Source organism: Infirmifilum lucidum, from assembly GCF_014876775.1.
Lineage (GTDB): Archaea > Thermoproteota > Thermoprotei > Thermofilales > Thermofilaceae > Thermofilum > Thermofilum lucidum.
Genome location: NZ_CP062310.1, coordinates 1,227,223 through 1,250,360 on the forward strand (window position 1 = coordinate 1,227,223; position 23,138 = coordinate 1,250,360).

Sequence of the window (23,138 nt, forward strand, 5' to 3'; positions counted from 1 at the left end):
CCCACCTACGCTAGAATGTGCAAGCACTTTTCAATAATCAAAACACCATCTCCATAGGCTTTTCTAAGCAAGTCCAGCCTGAAGACATCTCGTGGTGAGCCCATAGCCTTTATACCCCTATTGAAGACTATGACGTACTTGCTCACGTTCAGGGTTAGAACAGGGTCATGAGTAGTTAAGAGCACCATCTTCTCCCTGGATAGCTTCTGGATAAACGAGACTATCTCCTCCCTACCCCTCGGGTCTATACCAGAGAAGGGCTCGTCTAGGAGCAGGATAGGAGTTTCCCGGGCCAGGGCTCTAGCGATGAGGATACGCTGTAGCTGCCCGCCACTCAGCGAGCCCAGCTTCCTATCCACGAACTCCTCGGCTTTCACTGCCTTAATGTACTTCTCGACAACATCCCTGCACTTGTGACCCCTGTACTTCTGCTTTTCGAGAACCGCCGCCTCTACGAGCTCACGCCCAGTTACGGGGTAGCTGAATCTAAGGTTTGAGATCTGGGGTACATAGCTCATTAGACGCCCAGCTGCTAAGGGGTTGCCCGTTACGTCCTCGCCGTTTACGAGGACTTTACCTTTAATCGGCTTCAGAAGCCCTAGGAGGACTTTAAAGAATGTCGTTTTTCCTGAGCCGTTTGGCCCGAGTATGGTAGTTAAACCTGTGCCCTCGAGTGTGAAATTCTCGCCGGATAAAATATACTCCGAGGAGTTGTACGCAAACGAAAGATCCCTCACCTGTAGCACTACTTCATTGTGCACGAATTCACCCATAAGTTTAAATAATTGTGCACAAATAAATAGTTTACTAATATGGGCTCTATCCTAGAGTGCACAAAATAGGAGATGACAATGGGAGGCGTGCACGTGTTCAGGAGAATATTGCCCGCTGCGGCTATACTAGTAGTCATCATCCTGGTGGCCCTGCTATCGGAGTACTCCCTACTCCGAGGTGGGTCGCCTCAAGAGAAAACGGGGGTTGTGGTTGCAGTTACATTCTACTCCCTTAAGCCTGACCTTGACCTACTGGTCTGTAGCGGCGACTCCGTGTTCTCCGTAACCCCTCCGGGTGTTGACCCCCACGAGTACCAGCTGACACCCAGTGGCGTCGACAACTTGAGGAGAGCCGACATAATAATCTCCACGGCACATGCTCCATTCGAGGTACAGATAAGGGATCTCGTTAGTAGGGGTGAGATAAGAGCAATCCTCGTAGAAATACCAAGTATTCCAGGCATCAAGATACTTAATAACCCTGCAACAGGGCAGCCTAACTACCACTGGCCACTATACGACCCCGAGAACTACAAGCTGTACATGACATACGTGGAGGCGCAGCTCGAGAAACTAAGGCCTGCATGTGCTAAGGCGTACAGGCAAAATCTGGAGAAGATACTAAGTAGTGTTGCTGCCGTAGAATCCAATACTGAGAAGTTAGATCTCTGCGCTGTTGCCTCATCGCCCACTGCACAGTACGCTGTCGAGTGGGCGGGAGTCAGGGTCAAGTACCTCCTCATAAAGGAGCATGATTTACCAGCAACCCCAGAAGACATAGCAAGAATAGAGAACAGCCTCAAAAGCGGCGAGTGTAGACTAGTGGTGATAGCCGGGCCCACAGAAACCCCACTGGCGAAGAAGGCTATCGAGTTAGCGTCCAAGTACAATGTTCCCTACATCTTGGTTCCCCATCCTACATCCCCTGAAAGTACCCTGAACAAAATCTTGAAAGTATCTCAAGAGTTAACTAAATTAGCTACAACTGGATAGAAGTAAGCGGTGAAAACATGCCCTGCGGTTCAAAGAAACTGGACGATACGGCCATTAACATACTAAAAGCCCTGGCAACATTTACACAGCCAGCTTCGTGCAAGGAGATAGCAGAGAAGGCAGGCCTCGATGTCAGGAAGGTCACAGGCAAAATCCGGGGTCTCGTAAACCAGGGCCTTGTGGAAAAAGCCGGAGAGGGGAAGTACAGGATAACAGACAAAGGTAAAGAAGCCATTAAAGCGTAAAAAAAGAAGTTTTTATTTACTTCCATAGTTTCTCTGTTTTGAGGATGAAGAGCGCTGGAACTGCTGACATAGGTGATGTAGGCTAGGACACCTGACTCCTCGCTCGGGCTTCTGCGAGAATTTATCCCAAGTCGGGCTTAAGCAACACGTAAACTCCTTCTTTGCTGGCCTCGTACAGTACGGCTCTCAACACGGCATAGAAGAAACAGTTTTCTCTTAGCGTTGTCTAGCACCGTGGCGGCACTACGGCTTCGAGAGGGGTAGGAAGGGAAAAACCCGTAGAGATTAAATAGCCGTCTGGTTACCCTTAACCTATGCAAGACGCACAGGCAAAATACATAGGTATTCTCTGGTACATAGAGTGGCTAAGTTCCATGGAAGCACACATGCACGGCATAGAGGAGCTGATCTATGATGGCAGGACAAAGTATCAGAGAGTAACTATTGCGAGGACAGGATCCTTCGGCCTTGTACTCTTTCTTGATGGGTATGCGCAGAGTAGCGAGGAGGACGAGTTCATCTACCACGAGAGCCTGGTTCACCCCGCGATGCTAACACACCCTCACCCTAGGAGCGTTCTCGTTGTAGGTGGCGGGGAGGGTGCCACGATAAGGGAGGTTTTGAAGCACGAGAGCGTGCAACGCGTCGTCATGGTCGACATAGACAGAGAGCTCGTCGAGCTCGCCAAGAAGTACCTTCACGAGTGGCACCGGGGGTCGTTCGACGACCCGAGGGTAGAGCTTGTTTTCATGGACGGGAAGGAATACATAGAGAACACTAACGAGAAATTCGACGTAATAATTCTAGACCTTACCGACCCAATAAAGGACACTCCCGGGGTTCTACTCTATACAAAAGAGTTCTACGAGAGTGTAAAGAAGGCCCTAACCCCAGAAGGGGTCATGGTGACGCAAGCGACCTCAGCAAGGTATTACTTGCGTGCCTTCTCCGTCATAAATAACACCGTCAGTACGGTATTCCCGGTTGCTAGGCCCTACAAAGTCTTCGTCCCTGCCTTCTACAGCGAGTGGGGTTTTGTGCTGGGCTCGCTATCAAGGGATCCTCTAGCTATCCCCAGGGCAGAGCTAGAGGAAAGGCTTGGTAAGCTCAACCTCCGCTTCCTGGACTTAGACCACTACTACTTCCTCTTCAAGATCCCCCGCTACATGGAGGAGAAGATGAGAAAGTACAGAGAGATTTCGACTATGAGCCATCCACTTGAGATAAGCCTATAGTTCTCACGAGTAGGCCCTTGCAAGCAGGCGCCAATAATTCACCCTATGAGGCCTCTGGGGGGCGGTGGTTTTTCCAACTTCCACTCTTACAGGTTCTTCGCTCTCCTCGACTCTTCTCTCGTAGAGGCTTTTATCCTCTAGTAGACGTGTAGTATAAGTCCTGTTAACGAACTCTGGATGCTGAAGAATACTGATCAGAAACAGGCGGTTAGTCTTAATCCCGCCAATCTTGAGCTCCTCCAGCGCTCTGACCAGCCTGGCCCGCGCAGCTTCCCTGCTAGAACCCCAAGCTACTACCTTCATGAGGAGTGGGTCATAGAACTCTGGCACAGTAAATCCCTCGTAAACACCGCTGTCTACACGCACCCACGGCCCGGCTGGCAATACTAGCTGAGTTATCTTTCCGGGGGAAGGCATGAAGCTGTTCCACGGGTCTTCAGCGTAGACCCGCGCCTCTATGGCGTGGCCGTTCATGCTCGGCATTGCCAGAGAAGAGGCTAGATGCTCGCCAGCCGCAATGCGGATCTGTTGTTCAACGATATCGACTCCTGTTATCATTTCAGTGATGGGATGCTCTACCTGTATCCTCGTGTTAACTTCAAGCAGGTAGAACTTCCTCTCCTCGACGTCGAAGAGAAACTCAAACGTACCCGCGTTCACATACCGGCAGCTCTCAGCAGCTTTTACCGCAACTCTTAGAACTTCTTTACGTTCCTCGGGGGTAATTGATGGAGAAGGCGCTTCCTCGATGACTTTTTGGAACCTTCTCTGAACGCTGCATTCCCTCTCGAAGAGATGTACAATCTTCCCGTGCGTGTCGCCGAGTATTTGCACCTCAATGTGTTTAGATCTCGGGAAGTACTTTTCAAGATAAACCTCGTATCTGGCGAAGGAAGATGACGCCAGTTTAGAAGCCTTTTCAATTTTGTCTTTAAGGTCGCCGGGAGTGCTTGCTATAAACATCCCGATTCCACCCCCGCCCCCCGCAGGCTTAACAATAACGGGGTATCCTAGTTCCTCAGCTACATCTGGGGCATTCTCTGGGTCAACGGGTTCAAATGTCCCGGGGACTACTGGAATACCGTTCTCTGCGAAGAACTTTCTCGAGGCAAGCTTGTCGCCTGTTAGTTCGAGCACAGAGGGGGGTGGGCCTATCCATACGAGGCCGCTCTCGATAACCTCTCTCGCAAAGAGGGCGTTCTGGGAGAGAAAACCGTAGCCAGGGTGAATGGCCTCGGCGCCATGACTCAAGGCGGCCTGTATAATTGCCTTGATGTTAAGGTAGCTTTGTTTTGGCTCTGGTGGACCAACACGTGCCTTCTCGTCGGCAAGCCTTACGTGTAAGGCGTCTCTGTCCGCGTCGCTGTAGATGGCTACGGTCTTGATTCCCAGGTCTCTCGCAGTCCTGATAACTCTAACAGCGATTTCTCCTCTATTCGCTACGAGTATTTTTCTGAAAAGATCCCCCATGTGTAACCCCCTGTTGGGCTATCCTGTAAAATTTAATAGCGTTCTCAGTGGTTATTTTATCTATCTCTTCGGGTTGAGAACCCCTGAGGCTGGCTATTTCCTCAATAACGACTTTCACGCTTAGAGGGGTGTTTACCCCACCATGTGGAGATAGGAACGGGGCATCGGTCTCCGTGAGGATGTGCTCTAGAGGAAAACTCCTGGCAATCTTCCTCATGTTCTTTGTATCCCTCACCTTGTAATTTACCGAGAAGTAGAACCCCATGTCTAATGCCTTCTTGGCCGTAGTCATGTTTCCGGTAAATGAATGCATGAGGACGTTTTCCTCTAAGCTAAAGCTTGTTAGAATGTCAACAACCTCTTCTTCTGCTTTCCTGCTATGGACGACTACAGGCTTTCCTATCTTCTCAGCTACCTCGAGCATTTCGAGGAAAACCCTCCTCGTACGCGCGTACTCTTCCTCGCTCTTCACCCAGAACCTGTCGAGGCCTATTTCCCCAATCCCCACTATTCTATTGGCGTGCTGGTAGACAAGCTCCTTGTAGAGCTCGATCTCCTCGTCGTCCATATCGGCAACTTGCACGGGGTGTAGTCCTAGGGTTACGAATACGAAGGCAGGGTACTTCTGGCTTAGGCTTAAAGCCTCAAATGCATCTTCAAAGCCAGGTCTTTTCTCCCTGGCGAAGGGGAAAGCAGATGTAACGATGCCATTAAGCACAGTGACGGCATTGTCCAGGACATCCGGTAGTAGCTCTCTGAGCCCCGGGTACGTCAAGTGGCAGTGCGCATCAATCACTTGTTGGAGTCCACAGGTAAGTCTTATATTCGTTATGCGTGGTAGAGCTGAAAGGGTACTTAATGCAGTTTGCGACGCTTCTGGAGTCGAGAGTAAGGGCTCTGAGGGTGGAGCTTGAACACTATATCGAGAAGGAGCTCTTCAAGGAGCACGCTCTCAAAGAGAAATTAATGTACGCATTACATGGGGGGAAGGAGATACGCGGAGTGCTCGCGCTGTTCACCGCTGAGGTACTTGCAGGAGACGCAAGGCCAGCACTTCCGGTCGCTCTAGCCCTGGAGCTCATGCACTCGGCGAGCCTCATTCACGACGACATAATAGATAAATCTGAATCGAGGCGTGGCAAGGAGAGCTTTTGGAAACGTTACGGCTTGGAAGAGGCTATAGTCTTCCCCCACATAATGATGTCAACCGCGATAAAGTATGTTGCACGCGCTGGAGTAAAGGCTGTCATTGAAAGCATGGACGCGTGGTATCGCGCAGCACTAGGGCAACTCTGGGACATTGAAATACTGAACGGGCGTGATCCTGGCATCAGATATATAGACATCATTTCACACAAAACAGGGGCTGTCTTCGAGGCTTCCGCTGTTCTTCCTCTCTACGCGGTTCAGTACCCAGAATCAGCCGTGGAATACGCTAGACTCTACGGGGCTTCTCTCGGGCGAGCTTACCAGATACTCGATGACCTCGTTGACATAGAGAACGGCGTCAGGGATAGTGGTAGCGTCGTACAGCTACTCAGGGAGTCAGACGGCGACCCACTATCTTATGCGGGTAAAATCTTTGCAAACGAGTTAGAGCGTTGTCTAAGGAGTGCTATGGCTCTCTCGGAAGAACTCGCCTACTTTGCTATGTATTCACTCGAATTGTTTCTTAGGGAGTGTAAGTGCTCAGTTGGGAATACCCTAAAAGAGGAGCTGTACTCGAGGTGGAGGCTTTGGGCCCCTCAGGGTTACCCTTAGACCTGTGGCTCCGCGTCGAGCGCACTCTAGGCTACCTCTTCAACGAGGCGGTTTACGAGAGAGCGAACACTGCAATGAGCCTGGGGACTCATGGAGCCCTTAGGAGAGTGGTTCTAGGCCTGGTCTACGGCAGGGTTCTAGACGTCGGGTGCGGGGACGGGGTGTATCTAACTCAGTTGGCTTCGAGAACGGAAGAAGTCGTCTGCCTAGACCCTCTTCCGGCAAGAAATCACAGCGCTCTTCCGAACTTCCACCGCGTCGTGGCTGTAGCAGAGTACATGCCTTTCAGGGACAAATCTTTCGACTTCGCTACAGCGATGTTTAGCTTCCGCGACTTCATGGATAAGGCGCTCGGGCTGTTCAACATGAGGCGCGTATCGAAGAGGGGAGTGGTAATTCTAGACCTCTTCTCGACAAGCCCCTACTTGCGCCCGGCTGTAACGTTCTACTTTGGGTACATAGCACCGGCCATGGGCTTCGTTGCAAGTGGGGGACGCAGAGGACGTTGGGAGCTTATACTTCCTACATTACTGCTAATGCCTAGAGCTGATTTCTTCAAGAGAATTGGAGGAGTGATCATCGCTAGAAGGGGGCTAGGTCTGGTATCTATAGTGTACCTGCCCGTAAATTAGTTACCCCCGGCTTTAATATTACAATAAATTTATATCTAAAAAACCATGGACTAAGTCTAGTATGCCACGCTCTAAAAACTCTGGCGATGTAGGGTCTCTAAGAGTGAATACCGTGATAAAACTTTATACCTTAATACTGTTAGCTGAGGGCGAGAAACACGGCTACGAGTTAATGAGGCTCCTAGAGAAGATGCTTGGGGCACAAGTCGGCCCCTCGCAAGTGTACCCCTACCTGAAGAAAGTAGAGGAAGCAGGCCTTGTAGAGTCACGTGAGGTAGGCTCGCGCGACAAGAAGACGTACAGGCTGACTCCTGAAGGAGTTGAGTTCGTAAGAGACTTGCTCGAGCGTTCCCTATCTGTTATACAGACGGCAGTGAAGGTGCTGGGGCGGGAGAAAGTCTGCCTGCCGTGAGAGCCAATCAACAGGTATATCCTGACCTCTTCATTATCCGGCTCTGCCTATGTTCAAGGTAGCTGTAGTTGGCCTAGGCCCTGCGGGCTCAGCGGCTCTGAGGAGGTTAAACGAGCTAGGTGTAGAAGCCATAGGCATAGAACGCAAAGTAAGCGTTGAGACGCCTACTGTTTGCGGGGAATTCTTGCCGGAGCCCGAGACTATACCATTCATTAGTGAGAAACCCTCTGTTAGGCTAGCCTTCAAGTATATTGGCTTAGCCAAGAGGCTAAATACATTCGAGGAAGTTCGCCTGGAAATAGAGGGGGTTAAGACTTTCCGCATGAAGATCCGGGGGTTTACTATTAGCAGGAAGGAACTGGCTGAGAGACTCGTTGAGGGATCGAACTACATTCTCGGAGACGACGTCGTCTATGTAAAACGGGAGGCCGGCCACTATGTGATCAAAACGAGGAAAGGCAGAACCATCGAGAGCGAGTATATCATCTCCGCAGAGGGGTACCCCTCCCTAACCCGTCAGTTCGTGGGCTGTCAAGCTAGGCTCGACGACGCTGATTTAGCCCTGGGTGTAAACATGAAGATGCAGACGCCCGGCATGGAGGAGAGAATATTGTACATGTATGCTTCTCCCAGGACACCCGGGGGCTATGCGTGGATAATACCCCACCGTGACGGCGTTTCGAACGTGGGCATCGGGGTTCGTTACAGTTTCATCAGGAAAGGCGTAAACCCCATTCGCTTGCTACACGATTTCATTGAGCTAAATCCTCATAACTACTTTGAATCCTCTAAGGCTTTAGAGCCTCCAAGGTCTAGGTGGATACCTGTCTCGGGTTTCTACGCCAGCCCTACTTGCGGAAAAGTACTCTTCGCGGGCGACTCCCTAGGGGCTACAAACCCCATAAACGGCGGCGGTATCTTCACCTCGATGGCCCTCGGGATTCTAGCAGCCGAGTCTGTCTGGCTCGACAACCCTAGTATTTACCAGGAGCGGGCGTGGAGGGAGGTGGGGAGTATACTGCTCGTAGGCAGGAGGTATAGAAGGCTCGTAGACTTCATGTACAGTAACTGGAGGTACTCGGGCCTACTTGCACTAGTACCGGAAAAGTTCATGGCGAGGGTGATCAAAGGCGAAAAAACTTTCCTGTATTACTTCCTCACTCCTGGAAGAGAAAGCTGAATTTTTTATCAACGTCACTGGGATCGAGTTTCTCGTATGCTTCAGTTGTCCCCAAGTCGAACCAGAAGGCCGTTGTCAGATACCCTCCGACTTTAAACTTCCTCTCTATTAGAGCCCTTATGAGGTCGCCCATTATGTCTATCTCTTTCTTGACCTCGGCTAGCTCGTGGAGTAGCTCCAGCGCTCTTCTCCGTACAGCGAGTATACCTATAGTAACAGGCTTTCCAAGAGGAGGCTTTTCAACCATTTCCACTACTTCGTGGCCGTTGAGCTCAGCCACTCCAACCGCGACCCTGTAGTTTGGAGAGAGCGCGAGAGTAGCCGCGAAACCCCCTTCTTCGTGGAATTTCAACATTTCTGTGAGGTTGATGTCGCTTAGGATGTCGCCGTAGTAGACCAGAATATTTTCAGCACTGTCGAACACGCCCTTTAGGTAAGCGTTATAAAGAGCGCCGCCATTGCCGCCGAAGCTAGGGTCGTCCCAGACGTAGGAAATCTTAACGTTGTACCTCTCTCCATTGTTAAAGTAGTTCACAATTTGTTGCCCCTTATAGCCGACTAGCATCACGATATTATTAATGCCGTGGTACTTCATCAGCCGGACGATGTACTCGAGTAGTGGCTTCTGTTGCGAGCCAATAGGTATCATGGCCTTTTGGAAGTAGTACGTTAGCGGCCTTAAACGCCTCCCCTCCCCGCCGCAGAGAACGACACCGATTACGTTTTGCGTCAAGCTTACACCGCTAGTTTAACGCTGGAAAACTATATGAATTTACCCTTCTCCCCCGTTTTTTAGATAACACAATGATTAATAATAAGGCATAGTAGCCGCGAAAGTTAAATCGTGGCTATCAGTGATTAGCATTGTGTCAACGGCGAAATACGTCTGGGAGGAAGACTTCGACATAACAAGGGTTAGAGCTAGATGGGTTCTCGACTCGCGTGGAAATCCAACAGTCGAAGCGGAAGTTTATACCCTGGGAGGTGGGATAGGCCGGGCAATAGTCCCTTCCGGCGCCTCTACGGGCACTCATGAGGCACTCGAGCTCCGCGACGGTGGGAGAGACTTCCACGGGAGAGGTGTCTCGAGGGCTGTTGAAAATGTCAATACTGTCATTGCGAGGGAAATTGTAGGAATGGACTCACGGAAGCAAGAGGAAATAGACAGGAGAATGGTTGAGCTAGACGGTACTCCGAACAAGTCGAGGTTAGGAGCTAACGCTATACTCTCTGTATCACTAGCCGTAGCGCACGCGGCGGCAAATACGTACGGGATGCCCCTCTACGCGTACCTAGGAGGCCTTCAAGCACACGTCCTACCCGTACCCCTCATGAACGTCATAAACGGCGGCAAGCACGCCGGGAACGAGCTCAAGATACAAGAGTTTATGATAGTCCCAGTAGGGGCTAAGACTTTCTCTGAAGCCTTGAAGATTAGCAGCGAAGTCTACCACTCGCTGAGAAACGTCCTAAAGGAGCGCTACGGGAGCCAGGCTATTAATGTGGGGGACGAAGGTGGGTTTGCGCCGCCCATGAAGGAGTCTAGGGAAGCCCTAAGAGCCCTCGTCGAGGCAATAAAGCTGGCCGGCTACGACCCCGGCAAGGACGTTGCGCTGGCATTAGATGCCGCTGCCTCAGAGTTTTATGATGGTGGGAGGGGGGCTTATTTGCTGGATGGGAGGGAGTTTAGACGAGAGCAGCTCCTCGACTACTACAAGGAACTCGTAAATGAGTTCCCAATAGTTTCCATTGAAGACCCGCTACAAGAAGATGACTTCGAGGGATTTGCTATTGCAACAAGAGAGCTCAAAGTGCAGGTCGTAGGCGACGACTTATTCGTCACTAACGCTTCAAGGTTATTGAAGGGCATATCACTGGGCGCGGCCAATGCACTACTCCTAAAAGTCAACCAGATCGGGACGCTAACAGAATCATTTGAAGCGGCGAGGCTGGCTATGAACAACGGCTACTCAGTGATAGTGAGCCACAGGAGTGGGGAGAGCGAAGACACCACGATAGCCCACATTGCCGTCGCTCTGAATACGGGACAGATTAAAACGGGAGCTCCGGCTAGAGGAGAGAGAACCGCGAAGTACAACGAGCTCATTAGGGTTGAAGAGGAGCTGGGGTCTCGGGCAAGATACCTTGGAATAGCGGCTTTTAAACACTACAAGATGGCATCGCTTTAGGAGTGGGCGCGAAAATGTTTTAAGTTGAGATGTCTTCTTTCTAACCTCCTATGTCTAGTTCAGCAGTCGTAATCTCTAAGCACATTCTCGACATATGGGTTGAGAGAGACAAGTTTGTAGCCGAGCTAGTAAAAACGATAGAGGACGACCGGGAGGTTCAAGCCCTGCTGGAAATGAGCAATATAATCGCCGTTAGGCGTCTCGGATACAACGACCATGGGCCTGTGCACGCTAGAATAGTAGCGGGAACCTCCTTAGAGATAATGGGCTTGCTCCTCAGCAAGGGGGTTGAGTTCACGACTCTAAGAGATGGGACAGCAAAGAGCGTGGATGAAGTAAAAACAATTCTCGTTCTAGCCAGCTACCTCCACGATATTGGGAACTCTGTCCACCGCGAAAGTCACGAGATTATAGGTAGCATACTTGCCAAGGACATTGCAGATAGGATTATAAACGCGGTTCACCCTGACATCGGCATTAGGAGATATACGCTTAGACAAGAGGTTTTATCAGCAATTTTTAGCACGGAGTACGACGTCAAGGCTTTAACGCTTGAGAGCAGTATAGTGAAGCTCGCAGACGGCCTAGACATGTCGGAAGGCCGCGCACGTCTACCGTACAAGATGGGGAAGGTAGACATGCACTCTATATCGGCTCTTAACATAAAACGTGTAGAGCTGTCTCCCGGGAGGGACGTGCCGATACAGGTCTCCGTCTACATGGGAGACCTTGCCGGATTTTTCCAGGTTGAGAGAGTTCTCATGCCGAAGCTCGAGTCCAGTAAGCTGAAGGGCCTCGTGAGGGTAAACATATACAACGCTAGAGAAGAGCTGGTAACGTCGCTTCTCTAGGCGATTAAAGATTAGCCTTAATAACAGGAGATATGCCTTACAGACTTCGGTTGCAATGGAAATTCCCGCCATTGAGGGTGGAAAACCCGTAAGAGAGCATTTTAAGGAATACTTCCCTAGGATCTCTGAACACGAAAAACAACTCGTACTCTCAGTCCTTGAATCTGGGCGATTAGCCTCTGGCGTTGGTGTTTTTGTCCGCAAATTCGAAGAGAAGTTCAAAGAGTTTGTGGGAACCCGGCATGCACTAGCCGTCTCTAGCGGCACGGCGGCCCTCCACACGGCTGTGGCTAGCCTCGGGATAGGGGTTGGAGATGAGGTGGTCACCACGCCTTTTAGTTTTGTCGCTACCGCTACGGCCATACTCCATAACAACGCGATACCCGTCTTCGGCGATATAGAGCTCGATACCTTAAACCTGGATCCCGAAACAATAGTTGACAAGATAACTCCCAGGACAAAGGCTATACTGGTAGTGCACCTCGCAGGCCACCCTGCGGAGATGGACGAGATCGTGAAGATCGCCCGCGAGAACAACCTGGCAGTTATTGAGGACTGTGCCCAGGCTATCGGGAGCGAGTATAGGGGTAGAAAGGTGGGGGGCATAGGGGACGTAGGGGCCTTTAGCTTCTATCAGTCTAAGAACATGACCACGGGAGAGGGGGGGATGGTGACGACGAATAGTGAAGAAGTCTATAAGAGTGCGAGACTCTTTGTCGAGCACGGCTCCGAAGAGCGCTACTACCACGTACTCCTCGGCTGGAATTACCGAATGACAGAGTTGCAAGCTGCCTTAGGCTTGGGCCAGCTAGCACGCATAGAGGAGCTTAATAGAATGCGGGAGGAGATCGCAAAAATATACACTGAAGAGCTGGAGAGCCTTGACGGCGACCTTCTCCTGCTACCCAAGCCTAAGAAACACGTTAAGCACACGTGGCACATCTACCAGGTATTGCTCAGGCTCGAGAACCTGAGAGTTGACCGGGACAGAATCATCGAAGCAGTCAAACGGGAAAATGTTCTAGTACTAGTTTCGTACCCCCGTACAATATACGAGAACCCACTCTTCCAGAAACTCGACGCCTACGGGCACGGGTGCCCCTGGTTCTGCCCATTCTACGGCAGGAGGATAGCATATAAACCCGGCTTAGCCCCGAGGGCCGAACTCGCAGCTAGGAGCGTCGTAACCCTGCCCACGCTAGCAGGAATGAGCATTGAGGACGCTATTGATACAGCAAAGGCTTTAAAGAAGGTACTGATATATTACAGGAAGTGAGCCCGATGGGTAACCCGATTCTAGACAAAGCTATTAGTGAGGGGAGGGCTTTCCTCTCGCTCTCCGAGTCCTTAAAGTTACTCGAAAGCTACAACCTACCAGTAGCTAAGTACGTGGTAGTAAAGGGTCCAGAGGAAGTCTCAAAGGTAGGCAGTGTAGGGTTCCCGGTGGTACTGAAGATTGATAGCCCAGACGTAGTGCACAAGACAGAGGCAGGGGCCGTGAAGGTGGGGCTATCCTCTGAGAGTGAACTCTCGAAGGCGATGGTGGAGATGCTTTCGGGCATCAAGCAAAAATTACCCGGAGCGAGGATAAGTGGTTTTGTAGTGCAAGAGATGGTTCAGAGGGCGCACGAAGTTATTATAGGTGGTTTAAGAGACGAGCAGTTCGGGCCGGTCATTGCGTTTGGCATAGGCGGGATACTGGTTGAGGTCTTGAAAGATGTTGTCTTCGAAATAGCACCTGTGACGTACGAGGATGCCCTCGAAATAATCAAGAAGATTAAGGGTTACAGAATCCTAGAGGGTTATAGAGGGCTACCGCGTGCAAACGTCGAGATGCTTGCTGAGACGATAAGTAGAGCTTCGGTAATGTTCTCGGAGCTTTCCAGCGTGGTTAGCGAGATGGATCTGAACCCCACTTTCGTCTCATCGGATTGGGTGAAGATAGCGGACGCACGCTTCAAACTCAGCCTTCACTAGAAATTTCTTCGGGAAGTCAGGTGCGAGAAGACTCTTCACCAGTCATTTTACCGTCGCTTCATCATCCAATCCTAACGCCAGAGCACGGTTTAAAAAGCTTCTCCCATGAAATTTTTTATTTTCCACGTGTATAATTTTTACTTGGTAGAGAGCATGGTCATAAAGGCCGGAACTATTCTTGAATTCATAGTCGCATGGATTGTTAGCGCCATCATAATATTCGTTGTACTTAAAATTTACCCTGGAAAGCAGAAGCGAGAAAACTTAGGTGGGGCACTCCTGGCAGCGCTAGTAGGTGAGTTGATATTCGCTTTATTCAACATAATACGCATACCGTTTGCGAACATCATAGCAGTACTCGTCTGGCTCTGGGCTCTAAGGAAGATATTCGGAGTAAGCTGGGTAGGAGCAGCGATCATAGCATTCCTGGTCTACGTCTTTAGCGTCTTCGTAACGATGCTTGGCATCCCACACCTCATATAAACCTAGAACCTTTTTTCCCAAACCAAATACCTTTTTAAGAGCCCTTTTTCATAGAGAAATAGGTGCACCTGCTGTAATGGAGTGGAAGAATTCCGCCGCCTATTCTACGCTAAGATCCATAGTTTCCCATTACATAGCTAGGAGCTTCACCGGCCTTACGCAACAGGAGGTCGAGTTCATGAGCGACGTGGCAACACAGGATCTTATAAACTACCTCGCGGTGAAGTACGACTTCCTCTACGACCCCGACTACGCGTATAAGTCGCTAGTACTTGCCTCAAAGCTTGCAGAGGAAAACCCCCTGGAATTCGACTCGACTCTAAGTGACTGGGTCGAGGTATGGGCTCTCAAGTGGAGGCAGAGGGTAAAGCTCGTAATGTCGGATGACCCCGAGAACGTCAAGGCTGTTCAACGCCTCGAAGACAAAGTCTCGCCGATCTTAGACAGCCTAAGCGATGAAGCTATGACGCTCAAGAAATTCGCAGTCGGCTCCCTTATTAGATTAGGAGAAGTGTGCTTCACGAACCTTATGGCGGATATGGCCTTAAAGGAAGTCATATATAAGGTAGCTATCAACCAGTCTGTGGACGAATCTGTGAAGTTTATAAGTTCTAACCCGCTCTTCGTGGTCAATGAACTCATAAGAAGAGTAAAGGAGATAAGCCAGTTTAAGGGGAACCTCGTTGTTGTTAGAGTAAACCCATCGTTCTTTCAGGAAGCACGGGGTGAGGTAGTTGAGTGGTGAAAAGGAAGGCTACTTAAAGGTAGATGTAGTAGGTGTTTACCCCGTGGTCTTTGAAGCTGGAGGAGCAGGCTTTGTCATGCTGCTAGAGGCACCGGAATGGAAGGGAAAGGTTCTGCCAATCTACATAGGCGTTAGCGAGGGTATAGCGATACAGAATGCTTTGAGCGGTGTGAGGATGGAGAGGCCGATGACTCACGACTTAATAGTCAGCATCCTAGACACACTGGGAGTGTCTGTAGAGAGGGTAACTATAGATGCACTCCTGAACAACAGCGTATACACGGCGACCATTGTACTCAGGAGAGGCACGGATCAAAAAGCCGAAAGGATTTTTATCGACGCTAGGCCAAGTGACAGCGTAGCGATAGCTCTACGGGCTGGCGCCCCTGTTTATGTCGCTGCCCACCTGGAGAAGCTTACGAGAACACTAGAAGAACTGGGGTTCAGAGAGGAGAATGAGTAAAGGGAGGACGACACTAGACCTGAGTAATCGTGAGCTAGTAGACCTATACGTATCACACCTTGTTGCCCGTAATAGATCAGATAAGACTATCAAGACTTTCAGGAGCGTACTTGAAAGCTTCATAGAGTTCCTAGGCGGTAAGAGCATTTCGGACGTACAAGTGTACGACATCGACTTGTTCCTGGCGCACCTACGTCAGAGAGGATGGAAGCCTGACAGCATATACACTGCCGCTGTGGCAGTAAAGAGGTTCCTGGAGTTTATAGGCAAGGGAGACGCCCTGCGGGGATTCGAGCTCCCCAAACGCGAGAGGAAGCTCCCGAGGTACCTTGAACCAGGCGAAGTCAAGAAGATCGTCGAGGCGGCGAGTAACGTTAGAGACAAGTTGATCGTTCTACTCTTGTTTTCAACCGGGCTACGGGTGGCAGAACTAGTCAATATTAGAAAGTCGGATATTGACTTGGAGAAGAGGACAATTAGGGTGAAAGGGAAGGGCTCCAAGGAAAGGTACGTGTACTTCCCCCAGTCAGTCGCAGAACTACTCGCCACGTATATCGAAAGTGTTAACTCCGAGTGGCTATTCCCCTCTCCCAAGAACCCCAATGTGCACGTTCACTATACGACCATAGAGAGGGCGTTAAAGAACCTAGCTAGAAGGGCAGGCATTAGCAAGAGGGTAACACCCCACCTACTACGCCACACGTTTGCAACCCTTAGCCTCGCAGCGGGTCTAGATGTAAGGGAGATCCAGGAACTGCTAGGGCACTCCAACCTCAATACGACTCAAGTGTACGCCCACGTCTCTCGGGAACGCTTGCGGAGAGACTACGAGAGAGTCTGGGACTCGCTCATCTAGGGCTTAAACGACTTCAGAGAAATTGGAGCGTAGTTCCACGTCGAGCCTCCTAAGAAGAGCCTCCAGGTCGATGATTTCTGCGCCCGCGAAGCTCTTCATGTACTCTAGCCCAATCTTGTGCCATTCCTCGCTCGCAGCCGCTACGCATTCCAGGGGGATCACGACCTTATACCCTCTATAGAAGGCTCCAAGAGCCGTCTGTTGCACGCATATATGGGTGTGTATCCCGGTGACTATCAAGGTGTGAACCCCCAACTCCCTGAGAAGCATGTCGAGATCCGTGAAAACAAACGCGTCGTACCTCCTCTTGGGCACAATAAAATCTTTCTCGACTGGAGAGAGTTCGCTGACAATCTTAGCTTCACTGCTGCCCTTTACCGCATGGGGCCCCCAGAACTTTGTCTCGAAATCTATGCCTTGGTAATGCTGGTCAACGGTGTAGATTACGGGTATGCCCCTTCCGCGGGCAAAGTCCAGTAGCCTCCTGATGTGAGGAATTATGCGTTCCGCGTTCTCTGCGCGCAACCGGCCTCGGACAAACTCCTCGAGCATGTCTACGACGAGGACAGCATACCTGGGCATACAGGCTCCAAGGTTTACGTCTCAAGAGTCCTATATTAGAGTTTCTCTCACTCTGGTTTAAGGACAACGACTTTAGGCTTTAGTTCTTCTTCTAGCATCTTGAGGATACTGGCGACTCTCTGCCCTTTCTCGGTCAGCCTCAAAATCCTATTACCCGGGCTACCCTTCCTATCCTCCTCTACGAGCCCGTACTCTATGAGCTTCTTCACATTGTTGTAAATAGAAGTCGTGGAGAGGCCCGTGGCTGGTCTTAGCTCCGTTATCTTCTTCTCCCCCGAGAGAAGTGCGAGTAGGATTAAGTCGCTCTCCGTAAATATTAGCTTCTTATCGATGCTCTCCATATCCACGCTTCCTTGTTACCACATACTGCGACTCCAAAATAAAAATTAACCTCTAGCCCGCTCACCAACTTGCCATGCCAACTATAAAAGTTGAAGAGTTCCAGAAGCTCGATTTACGCGTGGGCAAAATACTACAGGCCGAAGCCATACAGAGAAGCGAGAAGCTAATACTGTTAAAGGTGGACATTGGTGGCGAAGTCCGACAACTAGTCGCGGGCCTAAGACCGTTCTACAATCCTGAGGATTTAGTTGGAAAGCTTGTTGTCGTACTGGCTAACCTAGAGCCGAAGACGCTGATGGGGTATATCTCGCAGGGCATGTTGCTGGCTGCAGTGGAAGACGGGAAGCCCGTACTTCTAGTACCCGATAAAGACGTGAAACCCGGAGCCAAAATAAGTTAGGAGAGAGTAGAAATATAAAGAAAATAGAGGGAAGAAAATATTTTCCTAGCGTATTCCCAAGTGAAGGCCACGGTCGAACCTAGCGGTATCCATTTCTCTGTAGTTCGAGAGAAGCTTCCTTATGGCTTCACGTATTGCATCGCTCCGGTTCTGGAAGTACCCTTTCTCGATGAGCTGGTCGAGAGCGTCTATCAAGCCTACGGGTAACTTGACGGAGATAACTTTTGTGACGGACGTGTAGTCCCCCCTATTTGTGATGTAATAACTACTTGGTAGATTGTTCTTCGAGCTCATCGGATAGTACTCTCTCCAAGCTAGGTATAAAGCATGCTAGCGATAAGTCTACACTAAAACCGTAGGACAATTTACAAACTGCCTACTCGAAACTTTAATTTACACTAGGGCAGATGTATGCTTTGAGCTGTATGGCAGAGCCTCAGAGAGTACGCGATAAGGAGAAAGACGCCATTAGGAGGGAAGTCTGGGCTACTCTTGAGAGATATGAAGTGGTAACAAGCCCTAGACCATGCTACGGGAAAATCCCCGGGTTTGTAGGCAGTAGCGGTATTGTAGCCAAAGTCTTGAAGCTTGAGAGCTTCAGGCGCGCGCAAACAGTCTATACCACCCCTGACCTGTCTAACCGCATTATAAGGGAAGAATCGCTCAAGAGAGGTAAGAAAGTTGTGGTATCCCTACCTAAGTTACGGGGATATGCAGTCCTAGACCCCGAGAAGATAGCCCCATCCAAGTATGTTTTCGCGTCAACTCTTAGAGGCGTATTAGCCCTGGGGGAAAGAATAAAGTGGCCAGAGGGCGTAGACATTGATATTATAGTAGTAGGTAGCGTTGCTGTCAACAGAGATGGCTCCAGACTGGGGAGAGGGGATGGAATCTACGACCTGGAGTATGCAATCCTCAGGGAGTTACACGTGATTAACGAGAAAACCCCTATTATTACAGCGGTTCACGACCTACAGGTGATCGACAAGAAGATACCAATGTATAGGCACGATGTGCCGGTCGACTACATCGCAACTCCAACACAGCTGATAGCTACTTCGACAGCCTACCCACGTCCCCCGGGTATCATTTGGGAGCTTCTCCCGATAGATTTTATAAAGTCGACTCCCATTCTACGGGCCTTATTCGGTATATCTTAACTGGTGCTAAGCTACTCTCAGAAGACCAGGAGCCAGCCTGTTGAGAGCCACTATGCACGAGCTACAGAAGCTCGCTGGTTTATCGTCAACATCGTAGATGGAGTTACTGAACCTCATTACACATCTTCGAGGGCAGTGCGACAGTCCAAAGCTGTGCCCTAGCTCGTGCAAGCTCTCCTTTAGAAGCCTAGCCCTAAATAGAGGAGCTGAGGGCGAGTCGCCATAAAACTCTGGTTTTAGCCTCTCGGTGAAAACAATACCACCCCAGCCTGGTTTAGAAATACCGAAGACAAAGTTGAGCCCCTCCACAAATCCGTCGCCGCTGACTAGCACAAGTATGCGTTGATGAGGGACTACACCAACCACTGACTGGAGCTTTTTGAGAAGTTTCTCGGCGTTTATTTGATCCCTTTCTTCATCGTAAAAGTCTAGCAGAACGCTCATGCCCAGGAGTTTTGGCTCTATAACCGCCGTCGAATTTAAAATATTTCTGAGAGACTGTACAAGCCACTCCACATCTTCTCGGTATACTCCCAGCGGGACAACCCTAATTGCGTATTCAGGCATATGACAGCAGTACTACAGTGTGAGGACTCCTAGTCAAAAGCATTACTGTAAACCCACCCTTTACTCGTCGAAGCATTAGGTATGAAGCCCCGCTTTGAAGATGTACTCGACGAGGCTATAGTAGTCTCTGAGAAAAGTGTCAACCTCATGCTCGTCAGCCTAGTTACATGTACTGTCCTCTCATACGTCTTCTCCGATGCAAGGCTCCTCATATTTCCACCCCTTCTCACATCCTCCTACTTCCTCCTGGAGCTCTCCAGGAGGGTCTACAGCCTATACGCGCGGGATCTGCGCACGAAAGCGGGGCTCGTAGTCGTAGCACCATTTTATCTCGCCACGCTCACCGTCTCTCTCAGCCTCTTGGGAGTTCTCACAGTAGCCTCATACATTCTGGCCTTTATTGGTTCCCTAATGATACTTATTTTCAGAGTAGTAGCCGCCAAACGCGAAGTTGATGTTGTCATGTGAACGCCTAAAGTCTGGCTAGCAACAGGGATAAATAGTGATGAGATTCAGGGTATAATCGCATATGTCCAATACGGGTTTCTACGACCTCGTGCCCTTACTTCTGGAGCTCGCAAAAAGGGGGTGCCTAGCTTTCCCACAGCGAATCAGCCGCACTGAAATCATGAAGAGCATGGGGTTTTCCGCTTGGAAATTCAGGAAGCTAATTGACAAAGCAGAGAGTGAGGGCTATATCAGCAAAGTCTACTACGGGCGTTACGTAGCCTATAAAATCACACCTAGGGGGGCAGACCTCCTCCAGAGAATATACTCCGACCTTGCCACAATTTTCAACTCGAGTACGCTACTCACCCTGCAGGGCGTAGTGGTTCCAGGCCTGGGAGAGGGAGCCGTGTACATGAGTATACCCAAGTACGTCGAAGCATTCAGGGACGCGCTGGGGTTTGAACCATACCCCGGTACTCTAAACGTGAAGCTCGACGAAGAATCCGTTGAAAAACGCCTTTTTCTGAGAAAAAGCAATAAGGGGCTGAAAATTCCTGGCTTTATAATCAACGGTAAAGAGTACTGCAGTGTCGTGGTATATAAAGCCGCGATAACCGGTAACGGAGTAACCGTATATGGTGGCGCCCTGGAGATTGAGAAGACGAAGCACGGCCCAGAAATACTCGAGTTAATCGCGCCAGTTAAACTCCGAGATGAACTGAAGTTAAGGGATGGAGACAAAGTCGAGGTAAAGATAAACGTCTAAAGACCTTTCACTCTTCTCAGTCTAAACACGCAGTAACCACTCTCCTTGAAGACCACCCGCGAGTCTACCCTTAGAGGATAGACTCTCTCACCAGTTAAAATCCGAGACCCTGCTGCTGTGAAAAACGGCACTGGGCATAGCCTTTCTAGAGGACAGTTCTCCTCTCCCAGTATTTTCACGGTAAAGGCATCGTTCCCGACTTCTACTTCTCCATGCATTCCGACACTTTCCAAGACAGTCTTTATGGCATCGACTGTTGAACTTGAACTCTTCCCCGCGAATTTTTCTCGGGCTACAAGTTCTGCGGCCAGTGCTATTTGGCCACTTGTCAGGCTGAGCCTCTCACTAAGCTTTATAACAACGTGGGCTAGAAGTCCCGGGCATCCACTCATAATCTCAGCGAGAAAAGATAAGGCTAGGCCAGAATATTAATCGTGCTCTACCCCCCTCCGATATGCGGCAAGAGTTTAACCGTATCTCCGGGCTTCACTCTTTTGTCTGGCGTAACGGATACGTCGTTTACGAGGATTATTATAGTGTCGAGGAAGGGTTTAATCCTTTCATTAACAAGTTCCTTGACTTTCACGCCGGCTCTCTCCGGGAGCTCTACTTCGTCGTAGGATTTGCCCGAAAGCTCGGAGAGAAAGCCAAAGTAATAGATTTTAACCTTAGCCATAGGGCTCAATACGTTAGTGCAGTGAATTTCTCTAAGCCACATCTGACGTCGCCTAAACCAAGCTTCTCGAGCGTCGACGCCCGCGGAATTCCCCTGTGATCCCAGCCGATAAGGTTGTAGTAGGCCCCCAGCATCTCGTCGTACCGCTGAGCATCCAGCCTAGCCCCCTTGAAGGGCCCCCTCGTCAAAGGCTTGGTGAACCACTTACGTGGCGGGTAGTCTAGGAGCCTGTTCCACCGTCTACCCTCAGCAGTGTACTCCCTAACCCAGAAGGCTCTTATCAAGTTAAGCACCCGCTCCGCGACTACCATGAAATCTTCAAACTTCCACTTTAGCCCGGTCGCGGAGTTAAACAGGTTAACGTACCACTCGAGTTCGAGGCCAACCTCTACCCATGGTAACCTGCAGGAAACTAGCGTCTCAAATAACCCCCCTCTGATCTTCTGGAGCTCGAGAACTTTCTCGGCCTTAGCGCGCGAGTACTCAAAGCGGCCGTGGGCAACCTCCCACGAAATTACCCAAGCATCCTTATGATGCGCTCCCACAGAGCTAACACCGTAAGACAAGGCCATGGCAGGTGCCGTGTGGCAGTCATACGCCGAAACACTCAAGCCCTTAACGTGGACTGCAATATCCTCTGCGCCCATCCTTTGAGAAGCATACTCTACGCCCTCTCCAAGGAGTCTCCCAAGTTCTCCCCGCCGGTAGACTATGTCCTCGGAGAGTTTCACGAAAGCTTCAAAGTCCCCCCACTCCACCTTCTCGCTGATAAGTTTCTTCTCGCTCGCCTCGGCAGCAAACCCTAGGACTGAGCCGAGGCCTATGGTGTCGACACCCCACATGTCAGCGAGCCTGTTCAGCCTCGCGATCTTTCTGAGGTCTCCGAGCCCTATATTCGATCCTAGCATTGCTACATTTTCGTAGTCGAGCTCGGAAATCTCTCCCTGGTCGTCGTATATGTAGTTCCCGCACGTCATGTTACAGTTTGGGCACCCACGCTGCCCGACTTTCACCTTTTCCATGGCGTTGCCGTCTATCTTCTCACTGTCCTCGAATACGCCCTCACTGAAGTTGTACGTAGGTAGTACACTATTTGCCTGAGACCACTGAATAGTCATCATGGTTCCCTGCCTCATCCAGAAAGAGTAGCCAGGCTTCTTCTTGATCTCCGCGTAAGCTCTTGCAGCTATTTTCCTATACTCGTCCAAGTCATGGACTTCGGGCGCCCTCTCACCGGAGAAAACCAGAGCCTTCAAGTTCTTACTACCCATTACTGCTCCGATTCCAGGTCTCCCACCGCTCCTACCCTCCTGCGAGATTATCGTCGCGAGTTTTACGAGGTTTTCACCGGCAGGCCCTATCAACAGTACGCCAGCGTTTTTGCCGTGTCTACTCGTTAGGACGCGCTCACTGCTAAAAGTGTCTTTCCCCCACAAGTCATCGGCGGGGTAGAACTCCACTTTACCATCTGAGATGTGAACGTATATAGGCTTGTCTGATCTCCCAGTAATAGCTACGGCATCAAACCCTGAGTACCTCATGTATACAGCGGCTTTGCTCCCTATGTTCCCGTCTCCGTATCCGTGCGTAAGCGGGCTCTTTGCAGCGACTACGAGTTTCCCAGTGCTCGGGCCAGGTAGACCTGTTAGAGGCCCTGCAGCCACTACTAGAATGTTCTCGGGAGAGAGAGGGTCGACGCCTGGGGTGAGGTGATCCCAAAGTAGCCGGGCGGCGAAACCTCTACCGCCGATGTATTTTTGGGCGAAGTCTCCACTATACTCCTGGACTTTAACCTCCTTCGATGCAAGATCTACCCAAAGGATCTTCCCATTCCAGCCCTTCATGCTCCCATACAACTATTTTTCTAGCTTAAAGTTAAAAATTTCTTAGAAAAGTTTATATAACAGTGAAAGATAGACATTACTCCCTC

At 50.3% G+C, this 23,138-nt stretch carries 30 protein-coding genes; 19 read left to right on the forward strand and 11 right to left on the reverse strand.

What is annotated here, in order from left to right:
* Window positions 1-5: 5 nt before the first annotated feature.
* Window positions 6-773 (reverse strand): metal ABC transporter ATP-binding protein, encoded by a 768-nt coding sequence (locus IG193_RS06935; protein ID WP_192818455.1) that lies wholly within the window; start codon window positions 771-773, stop codon window positions 6-8.
* A 78-nt stretch (window positions 774-851) separates the two neighbouring features.
* Here IG193_RS06935 and IG193_RS06940 point away from each other — a divergent pair, with 78 nt between their 5' ends.
* The 3 genes from IG193_RS06940 to speE all read left to right on the forward strand — a co-directional run bounded on the left by IG193_RS06940 (window position 852) and on the right by speE (window position 3,246).
* Window positions 852-1,766 carry a metal ABC transporter substrate-binding protein gene (locus IG193_RS06940; RefSeq protein WP_192818456.1) on the forward strand — a complete coding sequence of 305 codons (915 nt, stop codon included), beginning with the start codon at window positions 852-854 and terminating at the stop codon, window positions 1,764-1,766.
* A gap of 17 nt (window positions 1,767-1,783) precedes the next feature.
* Window positions 1,784-2,011 carry a winged helix-turn-helix domain-containing protein gene (locus tag IG193_RS06945; protein WP_192818457.1) on the forward strand — a complete coding sequence of 76 codons (228 nt, stop codon included), beginning with the start codon at window positions 1,784-1,786 and terminating at the stop codon, window positions 2,009-2,011.
* A gap of 314 nt (window positions 2,012-2,325) precedes the next feature.
* Complete coding sequence (gene speE, locus IG193_RS06950) at window positions 2,326-3,246, forward strand: polyamine aminopropyltransferase (protein WP_192818458.1); 921 nt, start codon at window positions 2,326-2,328, stop codon at window positions 3,244-3,246.
* Between the two features lie 3 nt (window positions 3,247-3,249).
* Here the strand turns inward: speE and IG193_RS06955 are convergent, their stop codons facing one another.
* Window positions 3,250-4,716, reverse strand: coding sequence for an acetyl-CoA carboxylase biotin carboxylase subunit (locus IG193_RS06955; RefSeq protein WP_192818459.1), 1,467 nt, complete (start codon window positions 4,714-4,716; stop codon window positions 3,250-3,252).
* On the reverse strand, window positions 4,679-5,512 hold the full coding sequence (locus tag IG193_RS06960) for a TatD family hydrolase (protein WP_192818460.1): 834 nt from the start codon (window positions 5,510-5,512) through the stop codon (window positions 4,679-4,681). The genes IG193_RS06955 and IG193_RS06960 overlap by 38 nt, the downstream gene beginning before the upstream one ends.
* Before the next feature lie 62 nt (window positions 5,513-5,574).
* Between IG193_RS06960 and IG193_RS06965 the strand changes: the two genes are divergently transcribed.
* From IG193_RS06965 to IG193_RS06980, 4 genes are all read left to right on the forward strand, one after another.
* Window positions 5,575-6,477, forward strand: coding sequence for a polyprenyl synthetase family protein (locus IG193_RS06965; RefSeq protein WP_192818461.1), 903 nt, complete (start codon window positions 5,575-5,577; stop codon window positions 6,475-6,477).
* Window positions 6,453-7,109: a methyltransferase domain-containing protein gene (locus IG193_RS06970; protein ID WP_192818462.1), complete on the forward strand. Its 657-nt coding sequence runs from the start codon at window positions 6,453-6,455 to the stop codon at window positions 7,107-7,109. Before IG193_RS06965 ends, IG193_RS06970 begins: the two co-directional genes overlap by 25 nt.
* 61 nt (window positions 7,110-7,170) lie before the next feature.
* Entirely contained in the window at window positions 7,171-7,521 is a 351-nt protein-coding gene (locus tag IG193_RS06975) for a PadR family transcriptional regulator (protein ID WP_192818463.1), read from the forward strand.
* Window positions 7,522-7,570: 49 nt separating this feature from the next.
* Complete coding sequence (locus IG193_RS06980) at window positions 7,571-8,701, forward strand: FAD-dependent monooxygenase (protein WP_192818464.1); 1,131 nt, start codon at window positions 7,571-7,573, stop codon at window positions 8,699-8,701.
* Here the strand turns inward: IG193_RS06980 and IG193_RS06985 are convergent.
* Window positions 8,679-9,434: a nucleotidyltransferase family protein gene (locus IG193_RS06985; RefSeq protein WP_192818465.1), complete on the reverse strand. Its 756-nt coding sequence runs from the start codon at window positions 9,432-9,434 to the stop codon at window positions 8,679-8,681. The two genes, IG193_RS06980 and IG193_RS06985, sit on opposite strands and share 23 nt — an antisense overlap.
* A gap of 133 nt (window positions 9,435-9,567) precedes the next feature.
* Here IG193_RS06985 and eno point away from each other — a divergent pair, with 133 nt between their 5' ends.
* The 8 genes from eno to xerA all read left to right on the forward strand — a co-directional run bounded on the left by eno (window position 9,568) and on the right by xerA (window position 16,265).
* Window positions 9,568-10,890, forward strand: a complete 1,323-nt coding sequence (gene eno, locus IG193_RS06990) for a phosphopyruvate hydratase (RefSeq protein ID WP_192818466.1) — start codon at window positions 9,568-9,570, stop codon at window positions 10,888-10,890.
* Window positions 10,891-10,940: 50 nt separating this feature from the next.
* A complete protein-coding gene (locus tag IG193_RS06995) occupies window positions 10,941-11,741 on the forward strand; it encodes an HD domain-containing protein (RefSeq protein ID WP_192818467.1) in 801 nt (266 codons plus the stop codon).
* A 55-nt stretch (window positions 11,742-11,796) separates the two neighbouring features.
* The gene (locus IG193_RS07000; RefSeq protein WP_192818468.1) at window positions 11,797-13,017 is read left to right on the forward strand and encodes a DegT/DnrJ/EryC1/StrS family aminotransferase; all 1,221 of its coding nucleotides are present in this window, start codon (window positions 11,797-11,799) and stop codon (window positions 13,015-13,017) included.
* Window positions 13,018-13,022: 5 nt separating this feature from the next.
* Window positions 13,023-13,718: an acetate--CoA ligase family protein gene (locus tag IG193_RS07005; protein WP_192818469.1), complete on the forward strand. Its 696-nt coding sequence runs from the start codon at window positions 13,023-13,025 to the stop codon at window positions 13,716-13,718.
* Between the two features lie 153 nt (window positions 13,719-13,871).
* A complete protein-coding gene (locus tag IG193_RS07010) occupies window positions 13,872-14,201 on the forward strand; it encodes a hypothetical protein (protein WP_192818470.1) in 330 nt (109 codons plus the stop codon).
* 76 nt (window positions 14,202-14,277) lie between these two features.
* A complete protein-coding gene (locus tag IG193_RS07015) occupies window positions 14,278-14,946 on the forward strand; it encodes a hypothetical protein (protein ID WP_192818471.1) in 669 nt (222 codons plus the stop codon).
* The gene (locus IG193_RS07020) at window positions 14,936-15,409 is read left to right on the forward strand and encodes a bifunctional nuclease family protein (RefSeq protein WP_192818472.1); all 474 of its coding nucleotides are present in this window, start codon (window positions 14,936-14,938) and stop codon (window positions 15,407-15,409) included. The genes IG193_RS07015 and IG193_RS07020 overlap by 11 nt, the downstream gene beginning before the upstream one ends.
* Window positions 15,402-16,265 carry a site-specific tyrosine recombinase/integron integrase gene (gene xerA / locus IG193_RS07025; RefSeq protein ID WP_192818473.1) on the forward strand — a complete coding sequence of 288 codons (864 nt, stop codon included), beginning with the start codon at window positions 15,402-15,404 and terminating at the stop codon, window positions 16,263-16,265. The genes IG193_RS07020 and xerA overlap by 8 nt, the downstream gene beginning before the upstream one ends.
* A 3-nt stretch (window positions 16,266-16,268) precedes the next feature.
* On the opposite strand, the gene IG193_RS07030 is transcribed toward xerA, so the two are convergent.
* Window positions 16,269-16,847 (reverse strand): cysteine hydrolase family protein, encoded by a 579-nt coding sequence (locus tag IG193_RS07030; RefSeq protein WP_192818474.1) that lies wholly within the window; start codon window positions 16,845-16,847, stop codon window positions 16,269-16,271.
* A 47-nt stretch (window positions 16,848-16,894) separates the two neighbouring features.
* Window positions 16,895-17,188 carry a helix-turn-helix domain-containing protein gene (locus tag IG193_RS07035; RefSeq protein WP_225876132.1) on the reverse strand — a complete coding sequence of 98 codons (294 nt, stop codon included), beginning with the start codon at window positions 17,186-17,188 and terminating at the stop codon, window positions 16,895-16,897.
* Between the two features lie 74 nt (window positions 17,189-17,262).
* Between IG193_RS07035 and metG the strand changes: the two genes are divergently transcribed.
* Entirely contained in the window at window positions 17,263-17,589 is a 327-nt protein-coding gene (gene metG, locus IG193_RS07040; RefSeq protein ID WP_192818476.1) for a methionine--tRNA ligase subunit beta, read from the forward strand.
* A 45-nt stretch (window positions 17,590-17,634) separates the two neighbouring features.
* On the opposite strand, the gene IG193_RS07045 is transcribed toward metG, so the two are convergent.
* Window positions 17,635-17,883 (reverse strand): ribbon-helix-helix domain-containing protein, encoded by a 249-nt coding sequence (locus IG193_RS07045; protein WP_192818477.1) that lies wholly within the window; start codon window positions 17,881-17,883, stop codon window positions 17,635-17,637.
* 131 nt (window positions 17,884-18,014) lie between these two features.
* On the opposite strand from IG193_RS07045, the gene IG193_RS07050 reads away from it, so the two are divergent.
* Window positions 18,015-18,749 (forward strand): 5-formyltetrahydrofolate cyclo-ligase, encoded by a 735-nt coding sequence (locus tag IG193_RS07050; protein WP_192818478.1) that lies wholly within the window; start codon window positions 18,015-18,017, stop codon window positions 18,747-18,749.
* 6 nt (window positions 18,750-18,755) lie between these two features.
* On the opposite strand, the gene IG193_RS07055 is transcribed toward IG193_RS07050, so the two are convergent.
* On the reverse strand, window positions 18,756-19,316 hold the full coding sequence (locus IG193_RS07055; RefSeq protein WP_192818479.1) for an archaemetzincin family Zn-dependent metalloprotease: 561 nt from the start codon (window positions 19,314-19,316) through the stop codon (window positions 18,756-18,758).
* Between the two features lie 81 nt (window positions 19,317-19,397).
* Here IG193_RS07055 and IG193_RS07060 point away from each other — a divergent pair, with 81 nt between their 5' ends.
* Together IG193_RS07060 and IG193_RS07065 are read left to right on the forward strand one after the other, a co-directional pair.
* A complete protein-coding gene (locus IG193_RS07060; RefSeq protein ID WP_192818480.1) occupies window positions 19,398-19,784 on the forward strand; it encodes a hypothetical protein in 387 nt (128 codons plus the stop codon).
* Window positions 19,785-19,845: 61 nt separating this feature from the next.
* The gene (locus tag IG193_RS07065; protein WP_192818481.1) at window positions 19,846-20,532 is read left to right on the forward strand and encodes a DUF120 domain-containing protein; all 687 of its coding nucleotides are present in this window, start codon (window positions 19,846-19,848) and stop codon (window positions 20,530-20,532) included.
* Here IG193_RS07065 and IG193_RS07070 read toward each other — a convergent pair.
* Genes IG193_RS07070 through IG193_RS07080 form a run of 3 tightly spaced genes read right to left on the reverse strand, consistent with a single transcriptional unit; the run spans window position 20,529 to window position 23,052 of the window.
* On the reverse strand, window positions 20,529-20,924 hold the full coding sequence (locus tag IG193_RS07070) for a hypothetical protein (protein ID WP_192818482.1): 396 nt from the start codon (window positions 20,922-20,924) through the stop codon (window positions 20,529-20,531). The genes IG193_RS07065 and IG193_RS07070 overlap by 4 nt on opposite strands.
* Window positions 20,925-20,971: 47 nt before the next feature.
* Complete coding sequence (locus tag IG193_RS07075) at window positions 20,972-21,208, reverse strand: MoaD/ThiS family protein (protein ID WP_192818483.1); 237 nt, start codon at window positions 21,206-21,208, stop codon at window positions 20,972-20,974.
* A 5-nt stretch (window positions 21,209-21,213) separates the two neighbouring features.
* The gene (locus tag IG193_RS07080; RefSeq protein ID WP_192818484.1) at window positions 21,214-23,052 is read right to left on the reverse strand and encodes an aldehyde ferredoxin oxidoreductase family protein; all 1,839 of its coding nucleotides are present in this window, start codon (window positions 23,050-23,052) and stop codon (window positions 21,214-21,216) included.
* Window positions 23,053-23,138 lie beyond the last annotated feature (86 nt).

What these genes read in the sequence shown, in the direction of transcription:
- IG193_RS06940 (WP_192818456.1), top strand. Translation starts at nt 852, where the DNA reads ATGGGAGGCGTGCACGTGTTCAGGAGAATATTGCCCGCTGCGGCTATA.
- IG193_RS07030 (WP_192818474.1), bottom strand. Translation starts at nt 16,847, where the DNA reads ATGCCCAGGTATGCTGTCCTCGTCGTAGACATGCTCGAGGAGTTTGTC.
- IG193_RS06980 (WP_192818464.1), top strand. Translation starts at nt 7,571, where the DNA reads ATGTTCAAGGTAGCTGTAGTTGGCCTAGGCCCTGCGGGCTCAGCGGCT.
- IG193_RS06965 (WP_192818461.1), top strand. Translation starts at nt 5,575, where the DNA reads ATGCAGTTTGCGACGCTTCTGGAGTCGAGAGTAAGGGCTCTGAGGGTG.
- IG193_RS06995 (WP_192818467.1), top strand. Translation starts at nt 10,941, where the DNA reads ATGTCTAGTTCAGCAGTCGTAATCTCTAAGCACATTCTCGACATATGG.
- IG193_RS06955 (WP_192818459.1), bottom strand. Translation starts at nt 4,716, where the DNA reads ATGGGGGATCTTTTCAGAAAAATACTCGTAGCGAATAGAGGAGAAATC.
- IG193_RS07005 (WP_192818469.1), top strand. Translation starts at nt 13,023, where the DNA reads ATGGGTAACCCGATTCTAGACAAAGCTATTAGTGAGGGGAGGGCTTTC.
- IG193_RS07050 (WP_192818478.1), top strand. Translation starts at nt 18,015, where the DNA reads ATGGCAGAGCCTCAGAGAGTACGCGATAAGGAGAAAGACGCCATTAGG.
- IG193_RS06975 (WP_192818463.1), top strand. Translation starts at nt 7,171, where the DNA reads ATGCCACGCTCTAAAAACTCTGGCGATGTAGGGTCTCTAAGAGTGAAT.
- IG193_RS07035 (WP_225876132.1), bottom strand. Translation starts at nt 17,188, where the DNA reads ATGGAGAGCATCGATAAGAAGCTAATATTTACGGAGAGCGACTTAATC.
- IG193_RS07045 (WP_192818477.1), bottom strand. Translation starts at nt 17,883, where the DNA reads ATGAGCTCGAAGAACAATCTACCAAGTAGTTATTACATCACAAATAGG.
- IG193_RS07010 (WP_192818470.1), top strand. Translation starts at nt 13,872, where the DNA reads ATGGTCATAAAGGCCGGAACTATTCTTGAATTCATAGTCGCATGGATT.
- IG193_RS06935 (WP_192818455.1), bottom strand. Translation starts at nt 773, where the DNA reads ATGGGTGAATTCGTGCACAATGAAGTAGTGCTACAGGTGAGGGATCTT.
- IG193_RS06945 (WP_192818457.1), top strand. Translation starts at nt 1,784, where the DNA reads ATGCCCTGCGGTTCAAAGAAACTGGACGATACGGCCATTAACATACTA.
- IG193_RS07065 (WP_192818481.1), top strand. Translation starts at nt 19,846, where the DNA reads ATGTCCAATACGGGTTTCTACGACCTCGTGCCCTTACTTCTGGAGCTC.
- IG193_RS07080 (WP_192818484.1), bottom strand. Translation starts at nt 23,052, where the DNA reads ATGAAGGGCTGGAATGGGAAGATCCTTTGGGTAGATCTTGCATCGAAG.
- IG193_RS07055 (WP_192818479.1), bottom strand. Translation starts at nt 19,316, where the DNA reads ATGCCTGAATACGCAATTAGGGTTGTCCCGCTGGGAGTATACCGAGAA.
- IG193_RS07015 (WP_192818471.1), top strand. Translation starts at nt 14,278, where the DNA reads ATGGAGTGGAAGAATTCCGCCGCCTATTCTACGCTAAGATCCATAGTT.
- IG193_RS07070 (WP_192818482.1), bottom strand. Translation starts at nt 20,924, where the DNA reads ATGAGTGGATGCCCGGGACTTCTAGCCCACGTTGTTATAAAGCTTAGT.
- IG193_RS07000 (WP_192818468.1), top strand. Translation starts at nt 11,797, where the DNA reads ATGGAAATTCCCGCCATTGAGGGTGGAAAACCCGTAAGAGAGCATTTT.
- metG (WP_192818476.1), top strand. Translation starts at nt 17,263, where the DNA reads ATGCCAACTATAAAAGTTGAAGAGTTCCAGAAGCTCGATTTACGCGTG.
- speE (WP_192818458.1), top strand. Translation starts at nt 2,326, where the DNA reads ATGCAAGACGCACAGGCAAAATACATAGGTATTCTCTGGTACATAGAG.
- IG193_RS07075 (WP_192818483.1), bottom strand. Translation starts at nt 21,208, where the DNA reads ATGGCTAAGGTTAAAATCTATTACTTTGGCTTTCTCTCCGAGCTTTCG.
- IG193_RS07060 (WP_192818480.1), top strand. Translation starts at nt 19,398, where the DNA reads ATGAAGCCCCGCTTTGAAGATGTACTCGACGAGGCTATAGTAGTCTCT.
- xerA (WP_192818473.1), top strand. Translation starts at nt 15,402, where the DNA reads ATGAGTAAAGGGAGGACGACACTAGACCTGAGTAATCGTGAGCTAGTA.